This window comes from Shewanella sp. SG44-6 (assembly GCF_014164185.1).
GTDB lineage: Bacteria > Pseudomonadota > Gammaproteobacteria > Enterobacterales > Shewanellaceae > Shewanella > Shewanella vesiculosa.
On record NZ_JACJER010000006.1, the window covers coordinates 1 to 18,426 of the forward strand.

Genomic DNA, 18,426 nt, shown 5'->3' on the forward strand with positions numbered 1-18,426 from the left:
ATTGATTATCAATGGCTTTTTCACTTTAGAATGTGGCGGAGGGATAGGGATTTGAACCCTAGAACGGGATAAACCGTTGCCGGTTTTCAAGACCGGTGCATTCGACCACTCTGCCATCCCTCCGAACGCGGTGAATAATAAGGGTATTGGCGAAAATGTAAAGCCTTGATGTGTTCGATGGCACAACAAATGTGCAAAATGACACAAAAAGGCTCGCGTTTGCACAATATTTACCCTTTTTAGTCTTTAACGCGCTTTCGCTACTGACCTCTCTTACTGGCGAATTGCCAACAAGAGAGGCTGCTGTAACGACAATAATACCTAGTTAACTAAACCACGACGCTTTAATAAAGCATCCGTTGATGGTTTCTTACCAGTAAAGTCGATGTAGTCTTGCATCAGATCTTGGCTGTTACCTTTTGACAAAATAGTGTCACGGTATTTTTGGCCATTTTCTAAGGTTAATCCACCGTTATCCATCATGTAAGAGAACGCGTCAGCGGCAAAAACTTCAGTCCACAAGTACGCGTAGTAACCTGCTGAGTAACCGCCACCGAAGCTGTGGCTAAAGTAGGTGGTTTTATAGCGAGGAGGCACTGGTGTGTAATCCAAACCGTGTTTTGCGAGTGCTTGTTTTTCAAAGGTTGCCACGTCAGTGATTTCAGTATCTGAAGTAATTGAGTGCCATTCCATATCCAGTAAGGCTGCTGCTAAGTATTCAACTGTGCCGAAACCTTGGTTAAAGGTATGCGACTTTAATACTTTAGCCAGTAGCTCTGCTGGAATAGGTTCACCCGTTTTATAGTGCTTAGCGTAGTTGGCTAGCACTTGTGGGTCGATACTCCAGTCTTCGTTTGCTTGTGATGGAAACTCAACAAAGTCACGAGCTGTTAACGTACCAGCAAGGCTTGGATAGTTAACTTGTGAGAATAACCCGTGAATAGCATGCCCAAATTCATGGAACATGGTGCTCACTTCGTCGAATGTCATTAGCGTTGGTTGACCGTCGGCTGGCTTTGGAATGTTGAGTGCGTTGTAGACAACAGGCTTAGTGCCTTTTAAGAATGACTGGCTGACTAACTCATCCATCCATGCACCGCCACGCTTGCCTTGGCGCGCGTATGGGTCTAAATAGAATAAACCAATAGAGCTACCGTCTTTATTAAAGATTTCATATGCGGTGACGTCTTCTTGCCACACAGGTAAGTCAGTACGAGGTTTTACCGTGATGCCGTAAAGCTTATTCATTGCAAAGAATAAACCGTCGTTTAATACGGTATTCATTTCAAAGTATGGCTTAACTTGGCCGTCATCTAGGTCATATTTGGCTTTACGAACTTTTTCAGCATAGTAAGCCCAGTCCCATGGCTCAAGTTTGAAGTCTTTACCGTCTTTAACGATTTCAGCTTGAATATCCGCGGCTTCCACTTTTGCTTTAACCAGTGCTTTAGGGGCTAAATCGTCGAGAATTTCGTAAACGGCTTCTGGGGTTTTAGCCATTTGGTCGCCAAGAGAATAAGCAGCCCATGTTGGGTAGCCGAGTAGTTCAGCTTTTTGTGCGCGCAGTTGAGCAATTTTAATGTTTAATGGCGCGTTAGTGTCCATGGCGCGATAAGCTGAAGTTTCCCATAGCTGTTTACGTAAATCGCGGTTTTTCAGGCTAGACAATAGCGGCTGAGTGGTGGTGTTGACTAAGGTGATCATGTAGCCAGTTTTGCCAGCATCTTTTGCGGCAGCGGCCAATGAAGCGATGTCACTGTCTGATAAGCCATCTAGCATGGCTTTATCTGTCACGACGATGACGTCATCTTTAAATGATTTCAATACGTTTTGCGAGAAACTGGTTTCAAATTTAGCCAATTCACCGTTTAATTCACGCATTTTAGTTTTGTCTGCATTAGACAGTTTAGCGCCGGCACGGACAAAACGGTCGTAATACACTTCAACTAAACGTAAGTCTTCACCAGTTAATGTTGCTTTGTTTTTATAAACCGCTTGAATGCGAGCAAATAACTTATCATCAAGATAGATATTGTCTTGATGTGCCGTTAGTTTTGGCACTATTTGTTCTTCAATACTGGTGAAGTTGTCATCTGAAATGAGCCCTGACAGATTGAAAAATACCCGTTGAGTGCGATCTAAAATCGCACCGGTTTTTTCAAGTGCAACAATAGTATTGTCGAATGTGGCCGCTTCACTGTTATTAGTAATTGCTGCGAGTTCAGCATTATGTTCTTTTATGCCTTGCTCAAATGCAGGTAAGTATTCGCTGGTGGTTATCTTGTCGAACTGAGGAGCCATGTATTGTAAAGGGCTTGGTGTTAACAGAACGTTTTCAGCAGTTGCTGGTGCTTGGGTCATGGTTGATGCTTCTACTGTTTCGGCTGCCGCTGAGGTGTTTGCTGATTGCTCTGAACACGCGCTGAGCATCAATGCAGCACTAACTGCAGTGGTAATAAGTGTTTTACGCATTGTAATATCCTTGGGTCTTGGCCCTTTTAGGTGTTTGTATGCCTATTCAAAATGTGTTGCGTGGCTGAATAGTGACAATAAAAACGTAATGAAATCGTACCAAACTCAAAAATAAGCGGTTGCTCATCAGTTGGTATAACTTAATACAATACCAAGCCTGTGCCTTGTCGCAAAGGTTAAAGGGATTAACTAAGATTAATTATTGTAACTAAAGTTGCCAATAGTGATATTTGTTAGATTTTGCTGCAAATCGAGCGCAATTGTAGTGCTAATTTGGCTATATTCGCGTAGCTTAATAGCAATAAGTAGCACGATGAGGGTGATAGATGAAAGCAGGTAAACACGATACAAAACTGCTCAAGCTCGCGATGGAGATTGGCATGGGATATGCGCAAAAGCGTGGTTTTGATGATTTTGGCAAAGGCATTTCACCAAAAGATAAAATCGAGTGTATTTATCGATTATTAGTGCAAGACAATTTAATTCAGCCCTTGGCCGAAGATAAAGATGATGGCCCGAATCGCAAACATAAATTGATATTGTGGATTAGTAAGCAGCTGCCTAAAGAGCATGAGTTATTAAACTAACGTTATCAACAGGCACCATAGAATTAAGCCCAAATGAAATGCTATTTCATTTGGGCTTTTTTATTGATGTTAAGGTTATATTGCTGGTACTGACTTTAATCCAGACTGTTATATTTCGTAGATACTTTAGTGTTTAGCTATTGACCTAGCGTGATTCAATTTCAACAATTTTTAAGCTTATCAACTGCTTTTGCCATTGCTGCTTATTAACACCTTCTACCCAAATTGCATCACTTTGACGATGCTGGCCTTTGCGCAGGTACGTTTCTGGCATACGGAATATCGCTTCCCAGGCTTCAAGCTTTTCTGTTTTAAGCAACTCACCCATGTCATTGTAAAAACTCACTTCAACTTCAACAACCGTGACATGTTCGTTGCTGGTGCTGTTAAAATCGAACACTAAGCCGAGTTTATCGCCTTTCCATTTTGTGTCTGCAAGGGTGATTTTAATGCCATCTTTAGCCGTACTCGCTAATAATTCTGGCTGTGCTAACGCCGTTGCTGTTAAACGGGTAGTTGATACCTGAGTATTAACTGCTGGCGCAGTGGGCATGGTTACCGTTGGCGCTGCAACAGGGGCTGCTGGTGCAATTGTAGCGGGTGTTGCTATGCTTGTTTGCTCTGTGATGCCTGCTTTAGCGGCGAGCTCAGCTTGGGTTACGGTTTCAGTAATGATGTATTCCCAAGTGAAATCGTCTTTTAGGCGAACATTGGCGCCATTTTCTAAGGTGATCACCGCGACATCGGCGGCCATTGCTGCTGGAGCAAGGAATAAAAATAGGGCTGATGCGATCGCATTAAGTTTGGTTTTCATCTATTTGTCCTGATTGAAAGTCGTTACTACTTTGGCCATTCTACGTACATTTATCGTTGAATTGGAAATAAAGTAAGATTGTAGATCCATATTATATCCGCGCATGTTAAGTATGGTTTTCTCGCTGTGGCTAGGTTATGCGCAAGCCCACTGTAGATGGTGAATTTAAGGTTAAAAAATATACTGTTTTAAACGCAGTTTGTTGATGTTGATCAAATTTAGGTACCTCTTTGTGCGCAACACTGGTTGGGTTTCGAATACATAGAGGACGTGTGATGAAAACTTATTATTCAGTATTAATGTTATCTACGGTTTTATTACTAAGCGCTTGTGGTGGCAGCGATAGCACAACCGATGAGGTTATCCCTTTAGGGCAGTTTTCTTTAGGGGTGTCTGATGCGCCTATGGCTGGAGTGTCTCGGTTAGGATTAGTGATGAATGAACTTGTTATGACAGACGCAGCGGGTGAAATTCACCGTTATAGTTTGCAACATAGGGAGTTTAATTTACTCGATTATCAAGGCATGAACCGGCATCTTGCCATTGATAATATCGATCTACCTGTTGGCCAATATCATAATGTTCACGTGACAATTGATCAGGGTGATGGCAATCAAGGTTGTTATGTTGAAGATGGTCAAGGCCGTCATAGTTTGCAAGTTGAAAATGGTTATTTACCAATAGATGATGTTGAGATTATTGCTAACCAACAACGTGTAATGACGTTGGAAATTAACTTATATCGGGGTTTATTAAGGGAGCAGGAACAATACCAATTAAGTCATAGTGCAATGTGGTCAGTGGATAATAGTCAAATGGGACATTTAATTGGCGAGGTTGATCCGCAATGGATTGCCAATTGTGAAACTGACTATGCTGCTGTCACTCCTGTTGGTGGGGAGTTTTATCATTTAGCCTATTTGTATCCTGAAAGTGTCACCTCTGTTGATCAAATGGCCGATATGGGCACAACACATCCAGCAGGGCTAACGGCTCCGTTATCGGTGAGTCGATTGTTACAAACTGCGGATGGAGATTGGTATTTTGCAATGGGCTATTTGCCTGTAGGCAATTACCGTGTTGGTTATAGTTGTTTAGGTCATTTAGATGATCCAATCATTGATGACATTAGCGCAGGGCCTTTTGCTATGTATGAAGATGCAGGCGCTATCACCATTGAATCTGGCCCTCTCGGCGGACAACAAACGATACATGAGTGCGGCAACGGCAATGGTGGTCATCATCAAGGGCATGGTGGCTAGTGCTGAGGCTAGTTGAACTTTCTATCATTTTATGAATGCGTTATATTTTTTTAACAAGACTTTTTACCCATTTGATTTGGTCAATCAACTAACAATCAGTAAGACATCATTGCTTGTATGTCTTACTGACTCTAGCTAGGTTATTTTCCGATATTTATGCTCATTATGTCGCGAACGATAATAATTTTTGCGCGTCATAACCTCAGTTATCCCCATCGAAATAACGCAATAACAAACCGCTAATATTAGCGATTGCTGAAGGTGATGTAGCTCATAAAAGCTGACATTAGTGCCAAAAACGGCTGTTGATTTACAGGGTAAAGCGTAAACTCATCCTTAACATGTAAAATTTATGCATGAATAATATTTAAGGAGTAGAGTTATGTTTTGTGTGCAATGTGAGCAAACCATTAGAACACCGGAAGGCAATGGCTGTAGTTACTCGCAAGGTATGTGCGGCAAGTTAGCGTCGACGTCTGATATTCAAGATTTATTAATTTACATGCTGCAAGGCGTGTCGGCTTACGCAGTTAAAGCCCGTGAGTTTGGCATTGTAGACAGCGACATTGATGTGTTTGTCCCTAAAGCCTTTTTTGCCACACTGACGAACGTCAACTTTGATGATGACCGTTTAATTGATTATGCCTATCAGGCTCAAACCTATCGTGACCAATTAAAAGCGGCTTATATGGCTGCCTGTAAAGGCAAGGGCGTAGAGCCAGAAATGGTCAGCGCCCAGGGCGAGTTATTGCTCGGCGCTTCAAAGCCTGAAATGTTAGCCCAAGCACCCATGGCACTGCCTAATCGTGGTGACGTGCATGAAGATATTCTTGGCTTACGTTTATTATGTTTATACGGTTTAAAAGGTGCGGCTGCTTATATGGAGCATGCGCGCGTATTAGATCAAACTGACGTTGATGTGGCTGCTGAGTTCCATAACATAATGGCATTTTTAGGCGAAGACTCTATTGATGCTGACAAATTATTTGCTACAGCAATGCAAATTGGCCAATTAAACTATCGCATTATGGCGATGTTAGATTTAGGCGAAACCACCTCATTTGGCCACCCAGAGCCAACGCAAGTAAATACAAAATCTGTTAAAGGCAAGGCGATTTTAGTGTCTGGCCATGACATGAAAGATTTAGAGCTTATTCTTGAGCAAACCGAAGGCAAGGGCATTAATGTCTTTACTCACGGTGAGATGTTACCCGCTTTGGCTTACCCAGCCTTTAAAAAATACTCGCATTTAGTCGGTAACTACGGCGGTGCTTGGCAGAATCAGCAAAAAGAATTCGCCACTTTCCCAGGCGCAGTGGTGATGACCTCAAACTGCATTATCGACCCTACAGTGGGTGAATACTCTGACCGCATTTATACCCGCAGTATTGTCGGTTGGCCTGGTGTGACCCATGTTGAAGGTGATGACTTTAGCGAAGTGATTAACAAAGCACTCGCGCTTGAAGGCTTTATCTATGATGAAATCCCTCACATTATCACTATCGGTTTTGCTCGCAATGCATTAATGGCTGCAGCACCAACAGTGGTTGAAAACGTTAAGAATGGTTCTATTAAGCACTTCTTCTTAATTGGTGGTTGTGATGGTGACAAATTAGAGCGCAATTACTTTACTGACTTAGCTAAGTCTGTGCCTGATGATTCAATTATTTTGACCTTAGGTTGTGGTAAGTACAAATTCAATAAATTGGAATTTGGCGACATTAATGGTGTGCCACGCTTGTTAGATATTGGCCAGTGTAATGATGCTTATTCGGCGATTCAGTTAGCGTTAGCGTTAAAGGACATTTTTGAATGTGACCTTAATGACTTACCGTTAAGCATTGTGTTGTCGTGGTTTGAGCAAAAAGCGATTGTAGTGTTGTTAACCTTGCTATCTCTAGGGGTGAAAAACATTCGTACAGGCCCAAGTGCACCAGGGTTCTTAACTGAAAACTTGGCCAATATCCTTGAGCAACAATTTGGTTTACGTACCACTACCGATGTTGAATCAGACTTAAAAGCGATGATCAAGGTAGCGTAATCCTGTCATAACAATCGTGCATCTAAGCCAGGCTTGTTTGCACGATTACGACTAAAACGATATGAGATTTTCATATTGCTATCTGTGTTTTTTACTGCGTTAAAGGTATCTAAATGAGTAGTACTCCCTCAGTTGGTTTTTCATTTTCACAAGCGCTTTGTGCCCAAGCAGCTAAATCTGTTACAACTGTTAACGAGGCCCCCGTTATCAAGACCACGCCAACGCTTGAATCTACAGCACAGGTTAGTCCGAAAGCACTTTTGGCTGCCGATAACTGGCAACGAGGCGAGGTACAGCTTTGCTGTGTTGAAAAATGGCATGAAACCCACAATGTGGTCAGCTTTCGCTTTCAGGGCCTTACACCGGTTAAATTTAATTTTAAACCGGGGCAGTTTATTACCTTTAAGTTAGATATTAATGGCGACAAGGTTTATCGCAGTTACACTATTTCATCGTCACCTTCACGACCATTTTCATTAGTGGTGACGATTAAAAAAATCGCTGGTGGCGTGGTGTCTAATTACTTAACTGAGTCGCTCAACGTAGGTGATGAAGTGACAGTGACTGGCCCAGATGGGATATTTAACTTGGTCGACATTGAGGCCGATAAATACTTATTTTTAAGCGCCGGTTGCGGTGTGACGCCAATGCATTCTATGTCGCGCTGGCTTTGCGATACCACCACCGATAGCGATATTGCCTTTGTACACAGTGCCAAGACGGTCGATGACATTATGTTTGCCAATTCAATGGCGACGATGGCATCTCGTAGCCAACATTTTAATCTTAATTATGTACTTGAGTCTGATGATAATCAGCAAAATTTGACTGATAAATATGCCTCTACAAGTTGTGAAAGTGGTCGTTTAAGTTTAGCAACCTTAGTTAAGTTAGTACCAGATTATCAACAGCGTACCGTATTTGTGTGCGGACCTGAACCCTACATGGCGGCAGTAAAATTAATGCTTGAAGCTGCCGAATTTGATATGAGTCAATTCAATCAAGAAAGCTTTGGTGCCAGTAGTGCCATGGGGTTGAAAGCTGCATTAGAAAGTAATCCATCAACCGAGCAGTTTATGTTGAGTATAGGTGACAAACAGGTGCCGTTAAGCGGCGATCAAAGCCTACTTGATGGTATCGAGTCAGCAAAGATACCGATAATTGCCGCATGTCGTTCTGGCGTATGCGGTGCGTGTAAATGCCAGGTTGTTTCGGGCACCACAGTATCGTCTAGTCAAATGGCGTTAACGCCAGACGAAATTTCCGCGGGGTTTGTGTTGGCCTGTTCAACTAAAATAACCTCGAATGTGCGCTTACAAATGTGATTAGGGTAAATATCTCCCTATTTGTAGCTTCAACACTTAGCCTGTAAACATTTAATGCTACGAGTCTACTCTTGGTTACGACTAATCTTGTGAGGTGATCGAGGTGATTAAGTATTGTTGGGCAAAATCATCAGCATCTACTGGTTTACCCAAATAATAACCCTGCCAGATGTTGGCGCCTTGTGTCGCCACAAAGTCGGCTTGAAATTGATTTTCAACGCCTTCTGCAACCAATGATAACTGTAAGTTATTTGCCATGGCTATAATGGTGCTGACTAACTGTCGGCTCTGTTCTGAGGTATCAAGATTGCGAATAAAACTGCGATCAATTTTAACCGAATTAAACGGATAATGTTGTAAGTAACTGAGTGACGAATAGCCAGTACCAAAATCATCTAACGATAAACGGATCCCGTGCTGATTTAACTTACTCAATACATCTTGGGCACATACTGTATCGTGGATTAACGCATTCTCGGTCAGCTCAATTTCAAGTAAATGGCCAGGTATTTTGTATAACTCAAGCAAGTTAACAATTTTGTCGACCAGGTAGCTGTCTTTTAGCTGTATGGGTGACATATTGATCGCCAGATAAAAATCTTGATTATAGAGTTCTCGCCAATAAGCTAATTGTTTCAGCGCACTTCTTAATACAAAATAACCTAGTTCAATGATCTGTCCTGAATGTTCTGCAATTTCAATAAATTCAGTTGGTGAAACTTGGCCTAACGTTGGGTTATGCCATCTTATCAGCACTTCAGCACCGACAACATTTTTGCTTTGTGTGCATACAAACGGTTGGTAATGTAACGACAACTCATCGCGTTTAAGTGCGCCTCTTAGTAATGATTCCATTTGTATGCGACTAGACAGTTCAGATTCCATTTTTTGGTTAAAGAACTTATAGCTATTACTATTACCTGTTTCACAATGAGACAGAGCCGCACTGGATTTTCTGGATAGGTCCATAAATCGGCTACCATCGTTAGGATAAAATGCGACTCCCATTGCGGTGGTAACGGATAATGACAAGTCTTCGACATAAATTTCTTGGCCAAAGTGCTGACATAATCGACAGCAAAAATTCGCTATTTTATCCGCGAACAGCCGTTTTTTTGTGGTGATAACGATACAGAAGGTCGTCTCACTAACAATGGCAATATAGGTGTTATTCGTCATAAAGCGTTGTAGCTTTTGCGCCACTATACTTCGCACTTTTTCACTGATGTCATAACCTAAACCGTCTTGAACGACTTTTAAGTTGGTAATGCTGAAATGGATTACTGAAATACAGGTAAATTCATTTTTTGTCGTCAGTTGGTTAAACATGGTTTCGAGCTGATTGAATTTAGGCAAGCCAGTAACAATATCAAAACGTTGTTGAATATCTAATAGTTTTTCCGCTGCAACTCGTGAGTCGATTTCCTGCATTAATTCATTGTTAAGCTTCTCTAATTCAAAAGTCCGCTGCGCAATACGAGTTTCTAATAGTAAGTTGGCTTGTACCAGTTTTTCCTTTTGATCAAGTATTTCTAGATTACTTTCAACATTTTTACGAAAACACTCCAATAGCATGATGATGTCGGCGGAGTAGCCTTTTGCTTTTTTGTCTGATACGCAAATGGTGCCAAAGGTCTCGCCGTTGGGCCAATTGAGTGGTAAGCCGTAATAAGAAATCATCCCATGGGCAAGATCTGGATTTTGGCTCCAAAGGGGGTCGTTTAATGCATTCTCAACGTGTAATTCAGTTTGCTGTTTAATCACTGATTCACAATATAAGCCATGGCCTAGCTTGCCCTTCATCCCGGGTGTATATGGGTTATCGGTGTTATTGTTGGCGACACAGACTTCCACTTCATTAGCATGAAGTTTCATGATTAATGATGCTGGCACTTTAGCGACCTTGGCGATGAGGTCGACAGCCGTTTGCCAAGACGTTAGCATTTCTGGCGGTATTGAAATGGTGTTATTTTTCAACAACATTATGACCTCTTATTTTATTGTTACTCAAAAAACATACTGTTTGTACGTAACGAGATACGTCAACAGGTCGCCACTCTGTAACATTGGCGAATTCGAGATTATTAACATTTAAAATAGTGAATCGTTACAAATTATTTTAAAATCAAATGCTTAAAAGTTTTGTGTAAAGTGCAACGAGATAGTGTGAGGTCTTGAATGAAGGGAAATACTGGTTGGGTAATTTCTAAAGAGTCCATTGTGATGCTACATAACGGGCTAACTGCCGTAACTACTCTTTCATCCATGAATCTCGCATCGATCCCTTACAACGTACAATAACAAACTAACATAAAATACTATCACTATGTTGGTTATTAATGTTTTTGTCGCGAGTTCGAGCGCAGCTGGTCTGGTTATATGGATTAGCTTGGCATTGATAGTGTTTAATTTAGTGTATAAAAAAATCATTCAAAAATGACTTTTATCTCTTTGCTTACAAGCGCTTATTTTATAATCAAATTTGCTTTTTTTATAAGCTGGACTTGATAGTGAAACATGAGCTTGGCTAATAGTCAGCTTGGATCATAAAGCCTGCTTTATTGGCAAAGCAGGCAAGCAATTTGCGGTTAGAGCTTTTGTTAAATTGAGTACTTAACTTGAACTTGGGATAAAAGGTCGTTAGTTGTTGTTAAATGACATCACATAACGATTGAAGGTCAACTCGCCATCTTGGTATTGGGAGTGGTAGGTCATTCCTAGTTTAGTCGCAACATTAATTGAACTGCTGTTGGCATCGGCTACATCGGCATAAACAATGTCTAAATTCATATGTTTGTTTGCGTATTCAATACAAGCCTTATTAGCTTCAGTGGCTAAACCTATCCCCCAATAATCTGGATGTAAGCGGTAGCCAATATCAATGGCATTGATGCGGATTTCATTTTTAAAACCACAAAACCCAATAACAGTATTGTTATCTTTAAGGACTACAGCCCAACGACCAAAACCGTACTGTTGATATTCAACTAACCAAATATCACGAATGATGTTTTCTGCATCTTGCAACCTTGTGCACACTCCCGCATCGCCAGTGTAACGATTAACCTGCTCAGGGGTATTAAAGTGCAATACTGCAGGAGCGTCTTCAAGAGTAAATTCGCGAATAATTAACCTTGGCGTTTCAGTAATGACTTTCATTATTTTTCCTTTTGATTGGTTTCCCTGCTTATCCTCTGTATGACCACAATGAGTTAATCTTTTAAGCGATTACCAGGAAATTAAAACCCATTACAAAGTGGCCTAAGCTTGTGATAGGTTAACATATTCAATTTCCGACAATTAAGAATAATATGGCCTGCCTTCGTGTTGTTTACCCGTTATTAGCGTTAGCGATTTCAGCTGCGTCACTGTCATTGACAGCAGCTGCAAGTGAACTTGATCAATCTGTCACTAAAGCTTTGCCTAAACTTGAGCAGCTTTATTTACATTTGCATCAACACCCTGAATTGTCATATCAAGAAAAAGCCACTAGTCAACGTATGGCGCAAGAGCTTAAACAACTCGGTTTTGAAGTGACGTCAAATTTTGGTGGTTATGGTGTGGTTGGCATTGTTAAAAATGGTAATGGACCAGTGGTGATGATCCGCGCTGACATCGATGGCTTACCTATTATTGAACAAACGGGCAAAGAATATGCCTCGACCGTGACCACAGTAGATGCCAGTAATAATACCGTGGGGATTATGCATGGTTGTGGCCATGACATTCACATGACCAGTTTAATTGGCACTGCACAACAACTGATGCTTCACAAAGCCGATTGGCAAGGTACGTTAATGATGGTGGCTCAACCAGCAGAGGAGGTCGGTGGCGGTGCAAAAGCCATGCTTAAACAGGGTTTATTTAACCAATTCCCAATACCAGATAGTATTATTGGTTTACATGTTAGTGCAGCAATTCCAGCAGGAAAAGTCGGCACCGTAAGCGGTTATGCCTTGGCGAATGTTGATTCGGTTGATATTACCATTAAGGGGAAAGGCGGCCATGGCGCTTATCCGCACGCAACCATAGATCCGGTTGTTATTGCTGCGCGCACCGTACTTGCACTGCAAACCATTGTTAGCCGCGAAGTGTCACCATTAGAGCCTAATGTGGTAACTGTTGGCTCGATCCATGGTGGATCAAAGCACAATATTATTTCCGATGAGGTCAAGCTGCAACTGACATTACGCTCTTACAATCCTAAGGTTCGTGAACAGCAAATAGCGGCGATTAAACGGATTACTTCGGGTATCGCAATAAGTGCAGGTTTGCCTGATGACCTTATGCCTGTGGTGTATGTGCATGATGATGAAACTATCCCTTCAACGTATAACGATCCCTCATTAGCCGCTAAGGTTAAAGCCAGTATTGAAGCCGAGTTAGGTCGTGATAATGTGCTGGTAGCACCGCCAGTAATGGCTGGCGAAGATTTTGGTTTATATGGACTCACGCCAGAGAAACGTCCTATTACCTTATTTTGGCTTGGCGGGGTCGACCCTAGCCTGTATCAAGCGAGCCTTGAGTCTGGCGATACCTTACCGTCTTTGCATTCGAGTCAGTTTGCACCCGATTATCCGTTAACGATTCGCACTGGTGTAAGAGCGATGACGCGCACCGCGATGGATTTATTTAATCAGCCAGCGCAATAAATTCCAAGTGTTCAGCGATAGGATTTCCTTTAGCGATAAGTGGAATAGCAGCTATAATGGCGGCTATTCTCATTTTTAACCCCGTGGGCAGTATATGATTGTTTTTACAACTAATCTTGGCGATTTTACCGTAGAACTGGAAATGGAACGCGCGCCAGTTTCATCAAAGAACTTTTTAAAATATTGCCAAGACGGCTTTTATGAAGGAACGATATTTCATCGAGTGATTAAAGGCTTTATGGTGCAAGGTGGTGGCTTAACTGCCAAAATGAAAGAAAAACCCACTCGTGACCCGATTGCCAATGAAGCCAATAAAGGCTTGAAAAACGTGATCGGCACATTAGCGATGGCGCGAACAGATGCACCACATTCTGCTACTGGGCAGTTCTTCATTAATGTTGCCGACAATGATTTTCTCGACCATGCAGCCATGACTAATGCTGGCTGGGGTTATGCTGTATTTGCTAAAGTCACAGCGGGGATGGATGTTATTCAGCAAATGGAGCGGGTGAAAACTACCACCATGGCTGGCCATGAAGATGTGCCGCGTGAACCTATTATTGTTGAGAAAGTGACTATTATTGACGAAAAAACTGTGGCTTGAGATTGTTGATTTAAGAGTTTTGATTCAGTGACTTGAATCAATTAACTTTCTTAACGTTTCAGTTTTGGTCTGTGCTTAAAGGCATAAATATAAAAAAGGTTCGACAGTGATGTCGAACCTTTTTTTGATCGGCAATTAACACCAAATTACATTAAAGTGTGAAACGGATACCAATGGCAACGCCGTCATCTTCAGACACTTCCATTCTTGCTTGTTGTGCTTTATCTGCGCTGGTGAAATCGCTGTAATCACGACGCGCTTCAATATACACAACAGTATCTGGATCAAATACATAATGTAAACCTACTACGAAAAACTGACGTTTGAACATGTCATTTGGGTCAGCATTATAGTTAGGTTGGATGACATAGTTAGTGCCAGCATCCAATATGTTATACGACAAGAACGTACGAATATTGTTATCAAACTTGTATGAGAATAATGATTCAAGACCTACAGCGTCGTTAATTAAACGGCCGATATTGTCTGTGTCATGATTTTCATTTTTGTTGACGTTGGCAGCAGCATAAAAACCATTCTGGTCAAAGTTGCCCCAAGTAATGCCCATGCCGTAAATAAGATCAACAGCAGTAGATGAAGTGCCATTACCAAAGGTCACATCAAACTCACCGCGGTTAACACCAGCAGTTAACACTAATTTGTCTGTTGCTTGATAAGTTACTGCACCACCATAGGTGTAGTTATACTCAACTTGTTGCGCAGAAGGTGAACTTGCTGCCCATAATTCTTCACAGGCATCTTGAGTAATATTTTCAATATCGCAAGTATAGAAAGCGCTGTTTTTAAGTTGCGCCTGTACTGCAAAACTGACATCGCCAAAACTGTTACGATATTGAACGGTTTTGTCGCCACGACCAACACCGTTTACCGCGCCGTCATCTTTGTTATAAGTGTAAACACCGGCAGTGTTACCGTCCCACACAAAACCATAGTTGGTACTGTATACCACGTCATACCAAGCACCCCACTGCTTGCCAATTGTGATGCTACCGTATTTGTCGTGTGATAAACCTGCATAGCCAAGACGGTTATAGAAAAACTCTTCTTGGATTGATTCAAAGCGGTTGTTATACACAATATCTGTGCTGCCTACAGGATTTACACCCCATTCAAGCAAAGCGTATGCTTTCCAATCATTTTGTAATTGACGACTAAAACCAAAATTAATTCGAGAAGCACCGTTAACAACTTCTGTTTCGCCTTGGGTATTGATGACGCGCGCATCGATAAATCCGCCAATTTTAACAGCATTGACATCATCTTTATAAATTTCGATTGCTGAGGCCGAAGGGATAACCAGAATGGTTGAAATCAATGCTGCAACTAAAGTTTTATTCATTTTAATCTCTTGTCTTGTTATTTGAGTAAGCACAGCTTAGTCCGTTAATATATCTTTCCATTGAGACGACGGAGAGTAGCAAACCATCAGTCGACTAACAAAGTGAAATATGCTCAAAAAAGGCGATATACATCATAAAATGCATTGTTCAATGACTTAGCTAAAGCTCGTGTTAATAGCGAGTTAGGTGCCAGTTAATAATTGTAAGCAAATGTTAATTTGTGGTTGCTTATGCATGTTGGGTGGTTTTTTACCCAGTCATAGTGGTGTGTATTTTATCTGTAATTAATTTGATGTAGATCGCTACTTTATTCTTCAAATGTCATACGCTTAATTAGGCACTGTTATCGATTTTTTCGGGAGCAACACTATGCACATGACTTTGCAGTTTTTCGGCGCAACGGAAGAGGTCACTGGATCTTGCCATTTACTCACGGTCAATGGACAGCAAGTGCTGCTTGATTGTGGCTTAATTCAAGGGAGTAAAGCTGACGCGTTACGTAATCACGATCCTTTTCCATTCGATGCGACACAAATCCATGCAGTAGTATTAAGCCATGCACACATTGATCATTCCGGCCGTTTGCCTTATTTGATTAATCAGGGTTTTACTGGCCCCATTTATACTCAAAAAGCCACCGCGCAGTTATGTGATGTCATGTTGCGCGATGCGGCCATGCTGCAAGAAAGAGATACCGACAGGCAAAATAAAAAACGAGCTAAACATGATTTAGCGCTGCTTGAGCCGTTATTTACTGAGAAAGATGTCGATCAAGTGATGGCACAATTTGAGGTGGTAGATTACGGTCAACGAGTGCAGGTTGCCGATGCGGTAGAAGTTTGTTTGTCTGATGCCGGGCATATTCTAGGTTCTGCTGTGGTTGAGCTGTGGTTAGGCAATAAACCTGAGCAAAAAAAACTGGTGTTTAGTGGTGACTTAGGCCGAGCAGGCATGCCTATATTGGATGACCCAACCTTTATTGAACAAGCTGATTTGGTGTTGATGGAAAGCACCTATGGCGATAGAACTCACCGCAGTTGGCAAGATACCTTGGTCGAGTTGAAATCCATCTTTAAAGATACGATTCATCAGAGTCGTGGCAATATTTTAATTCCCGCGTTTTCGGTTGGGCGTGCCCAAGAGTTGTTATATTTGTTTCATTTATATGCCAAAGAGTGGGATTTATCTGGTTGGCGTATTTGCTTAGACAGCCCTATGGCGATAAAGGCTACTGAGATATATGTTAATAATTACCCATTAATGGACGATGATTTTAAGCGCTTTACCCGCTTATCTCCCGGGAAGCATCCCTTGTTGTCTTGCGCTGATTTTATTAATAGTACCGAAGAGTCGATAGAGCTAAATGATATTCATAAAGGGCTGATTATTATTGCGGGCAGCGGTATGTGTAATGGTGGCCGTATTCGCAATCATTTTGTGCATAATTTGTGGCGTACCGAAGCCGATATTATTATTTGTGGTTTTCAGGCACTAGGTACACCCGGGCGACTATTAGTGGATGGGGCAACAGAACTCACTATTCATGGCCAGAGCGTTAAGGTGGCTGCCCGTCTTCATACTGTGGGGGGCTTATCTGCTCATGCCGATCAAACCGAATTATTGAGTTGGTATCAGCATTTTCATCAAGCCCCCCCGGTGATTTTGGTGCATGGTGAGTCAAAAGCGCAACAAGTATTAATTGAAGCATTGAATCAAGATGCCACTCATAAACCGAAAAATAGTGCCATTGCCCAGCGCGGAGATTGCTTAGATTTAAACGCTTTGCCTGAGTTGGTATGGCTGAATAAGGCAAGTGAATCTAATGAGACACCAGAAACGTGACTCGAGTTAATGTGTTATTAGGTGATCGATTGCTTAGCCTGCGGGCTAAGCATCAATTTCGTGTTGCAGTTTTTCAATATCATCTAAAATACGCATAAACTTTTGCCCAAACTCGGTTACCTCATATTCTACTCTAGGTGGGATTTCAGGGTAGTTGGTTTTATTTAAGATGCCGAATTCGATGTTTTTCTTTAGGCATTGATTCAACACTTTAGTGCTCAGGCCTTCAACCGATTTGACCATTTCACCAGGGCGATTGATGTTATTAGCCAATAACTGATACACAGTTAACGACCATTTGCAGCCGTAAATGGTTTCAACCATACGAGCACTTTTTTCTGGCGCCGATTTTCGGGTAAATAATTTTTCGTTTGTATTCATTAATATGTACCTAAAAGTACCCATGCAACCGATTTGTACTTACTATTCAAAAGGATAGTTTACCAATAAGCTTACCACAATTACTATTACATTAGGTGCGAACACATGACGAATTTAACTTCAAAAACAGCGCTAATTATTGGCGGTACGAGTGGTATTGGTTTTGAAACGGCTAAGCAATTAGTCACTCAAGGTATTGATACCATTATTGTGGGTAACAAGGCTGATAAGCTTAATGCGGCAGTGGCGCAGCTATCATCATTAGGACATGTTAGCGGATTTCAAGCTAATTTATACGACGCAGAAGACTTAGCGCGTTTGCTCAAGATGATCGACGCAACTGATCATCATATTGCACACTTAGTGAATGCCGCTGGATACTTTAATCCTAAGCCATTTTTAGAGCATCAAGTGAGTGATTACGATATTTATATGGAACTTAACAAAGCGATTTTTGTTATTTCCCAAGCCGCTGCTAAAAACATGGTTAAACATGGCGGTGGCAGCATAGTGAATATTGGGTCTATGTGGGCTAAACAAGCCATCAAAGCCACACCATCAAGTGCCTATTCTATGGCTAAAGCAGGTTTACATGCGTTAACTCAACACATGGCAATGGAACTGGCAGACAGTCATATTCGAGTTAATGCAGTATCGCCAGCGGTTGTAAGCACGCCAATTTATGAAGCATTTATTGAACCGCAAGATATGACCGGTGTGCTTGAAAGCTTTAATGCATTTCATCCTATCGGCAGAGTGGGCAGTCCGACCGATGTTGCTAATAGCATAGTGTTTTTGCTATCAGAGCAAGCATCTTGGGTGACCGGAGCCGTGTGGGATATTGATGGCGGCGTAATGGCTGGCCGTAACTAATTATACTGCTAAACAGCCAATACAGTAGCCATGGTCGTTACTGTTTGGCTATTACCCTAATATCTAACCGAGTGTTGAGTATCCGACGATTAAGTTGTCGCGATGCGCTAATGCGCAGGTTGAGGCATTAATGTCCGATGTTAGTTGGCAAGGGGCGATCTGGTTCGCCTTTTGTTAGCAGAGGTCATATTTTGAGGCTGATTAGATTAAAT

14 protein-coding genes and 1 tRNA gene are annotated in these 18,426 nt (G+C 41.7%); 8 read left to right on the top strand and 7 right to left on the bottom strand.

Annotated features, from left to right (window positions below; translation table 11 throughout):
• Positions 1 to 33: 33 nt before the first annotated feature.
• Positions 34 to 123: transfer RNA gene (locus tag H5185_RS01940), tRNA-Ser, on the bottom strand.
• A gap of 198 nt (positions 124 to 321) precedes the next feature.
• Positions 322 to 2,472 (bottom strand): M3 family metallopeptidase, encoded by a 2,151-nt coding sequence (locus H5185_RS01945; RefSeq protein WP_182696803.1) that lies wholly within the window; start codon positions 2,470 to 2,472, stop codon positions 322 to 324.
• A gap of 326 nt (positions 2,473 to 2,798) precedes the next feature.
• Here H5185_RS01945 and H5185_RS01950 point away from each other — a divergent pair, with 326 nt between their 5' ends.
• Positions 2,799 to 3,059 carry a DUF5062 family protein gene (locus tag H5185_RS01950; RefSeq protein ID WP_124015199.1) on the top strand — a complete coding sequence of 87 codons (261 nt, stop codon included), beginning with the start codon at positions 2,799 to 2,801 and terminating at the stop codon, positions 3,057 to 3,059.
• A 145-nt stretch (positions 3,060 to 3,204) separates the two neighbouring features.
• On the opposite strand, the gene H5185_RS01955 is transcribed toward H5185_RS01950, so the two are convergent.
• On the bottom strand, positions 3,205 to 3,873 hold the full coding sequence (locus H5185_RS01955; protein WP_182741197.1) for a DUF3157 family protein: 669 nt from the start codon (positions 3,871 to 3,873) through the stop codon (positions 3,205 to 3,207).
• A 275-nt stretch (positions 3,874 to 4,148) separates the two neighbouring features.
• Here H5185_RS01955 and H5185_RS01960 point away from each other — a divergent pair, with 275 nt between their 5' ends.
• The 3 genes from H5185_RS01960 to H5185_RS01970 all read left to right on the top strand — a co-directional run bounded on the left by H5185_RS01960 (position 4,149) and on the right by H5185_RS01970 (position 8,501).
• Positions 4,149 to 5,135, top strand: coding sequence for a DUF4382 domain-containing protein (locus tag H5185_RS01960; protein WP_182723588.1), 987 nt, complete (start codon positions 4,149 to 4,151; stop codon positions 5,133 to 5,135).
• Positions 5,136 to 5,517: 382 nt separating this feature from the next.
• Positions 5,518 to 7,176, top strand: coding sequence for a hydroxylamine reductase (gene hcp, locus H5185_RS01965; RefSeq protein WP_182741198.1), 1,659 nt, complete (start codon positions 5,518 to 5,520; stop codon positions 7,174 to 7,176).
• A gap of 113 nt (positions 7,177 to 7,289) precedes the next feature.
• The gene (locus H5185_RS01970; RefSeq protein ID WP_182741199.1) at positions 7,290 to 8,501 is read left to right on the top strand and encodes a hybrid-cluster NAD(P)-dependent oxidoreductase; all 1,212 of its coding nucleotides are present in this window, start codon (positions 7,290 to 7,292) and stop codon (positions 8,499 to 8,501) included.
• Between the two features lie 81 nt (positions 8,502 to 8,582).
• On the opposite strand, the gene H5185_RS01975 is transcribed toward H5185_RS01970, so the two are convergent.
• Positions 8,583 to 10,484 carry an EAL domain-containing protein gene (locus H5185_RS01975; RefSeq protein ID WP_182741200.1) on the bottom strand — a complete coding sequence of 634 codons (1,902 nt, stop codon included), beginning with the start codon at positions 10,482 to 10,484 and terminating at the stop codon, positions 8,583 to 8,585.
• Between the two features lie 657 nt (positions 10,485 to 11,141).
• A complete protein-coding gene (locus H5185_RS01980; RefSeq protein ID WP_182741201.1) occupies positions 11,142 to 11,660 on the bottom strand; it encodes a GNAT family N-acetyltransferase in 519 nt (172 codons plus the stop codon).
• 152 nt (positions 11,661 to 11,812) lie between these two features.
• Here H5185_RS01980 and H5185_RS01985 point away from each other — a divergent pair, with 152 nt between their 5' ends.
• Together H5185_RS01985 and H5185_RS01990 are read left to right on the top strand one after the other, a co-directional pair.
• Positions 11,813 to 13,153, top strand: coding sequence for a M20 family metallopeptidase (locus H5185_RS01985; RefSeq protein WP_182741202.1), 1,341 nt, complete (start codon positions 11,813 to 11,815; stop codon positions 13,151 to 13,153).
• Positions 13,154 to 13,247: 94 nt separating this feature from the next.
• Positions 13,248 to 13,757, top strand: coding sequence for a peptidylprolyl isomerase (locus H5185_RS01990; RefSeq protein ID WP_124015191.1), 510 nt, complete (start codon positions 13,248 to 13,250; stop codon positions 13,755 to 13,757).
• Between the two features lie 151 nt (positions 13,758 to 13,908).
• Here H5185_RS01990 and H5185_RS01995 read toward each other — a convergent pair whose 3' ends face one another.
• Positions 13,909 to 15,117 (bottom strand): porin, encoded by a 1,209-nt coding sequence (locus H5185_RS01995; RefSeq protein WP_182741203.1) that lies wholly within the window; start codon positions 15,115 to 15,117, stop codon positions 13,909 to 13,911.
• Positions 15,118 to 15,487: 370 nt separating this feature from the next.
• On the opposite strand from H5185_RS01995, the gene H5185_RS02000 reads away from it, so the two are divergent.
• Entirely contained in the window at positions 15,488 to 16,960 is a 1,473-nt protein-coding gene (locus H5185_RS02000; protein WP_182741204.1) for an MBL fold metallo-hydrolase RNA specificity domain-containing protein, read from the top strand.
• Between the two features lie 45 nt (positions 16,961 to 17,005).
• Here H5185_RS02000 and H5185_RS02005 read toward each other — a convergent pair whose 3' ends face one another.
• Complete coding sequence (locus H5185_RS02005; protein WP_124015188.1) at positions 17,006 to 17,341, bottom strand: helix-turn-helix domain-containing protein; 336 nt, start codon at positions 17,339 to 17,341, stop codon at positions 17,006 to 17,008.
• A 105-nt stretch (positions 17,342 to 17,446) separates the two neighbouring features.
• Here H5185_RS02005 and H5185_RS02010 point away from each other — a divergent pair, with 105 nt between their 5' ends.
• Positions 17,447 to 18,214 (top strand): SDR family NAD(P)-dependent oxidoreductase, encoded by a 768-nt coding sequence (locus H5185_RS02010; protein ID WP_124015187.1) that lies wholly within the window; start codon positions 17,447 to 17,449, stop codon positions 18,212 to 18,214.
• The last annotated feature ends 212 nt before the right edge of the window (positions 18,215 to 18,426 follow it).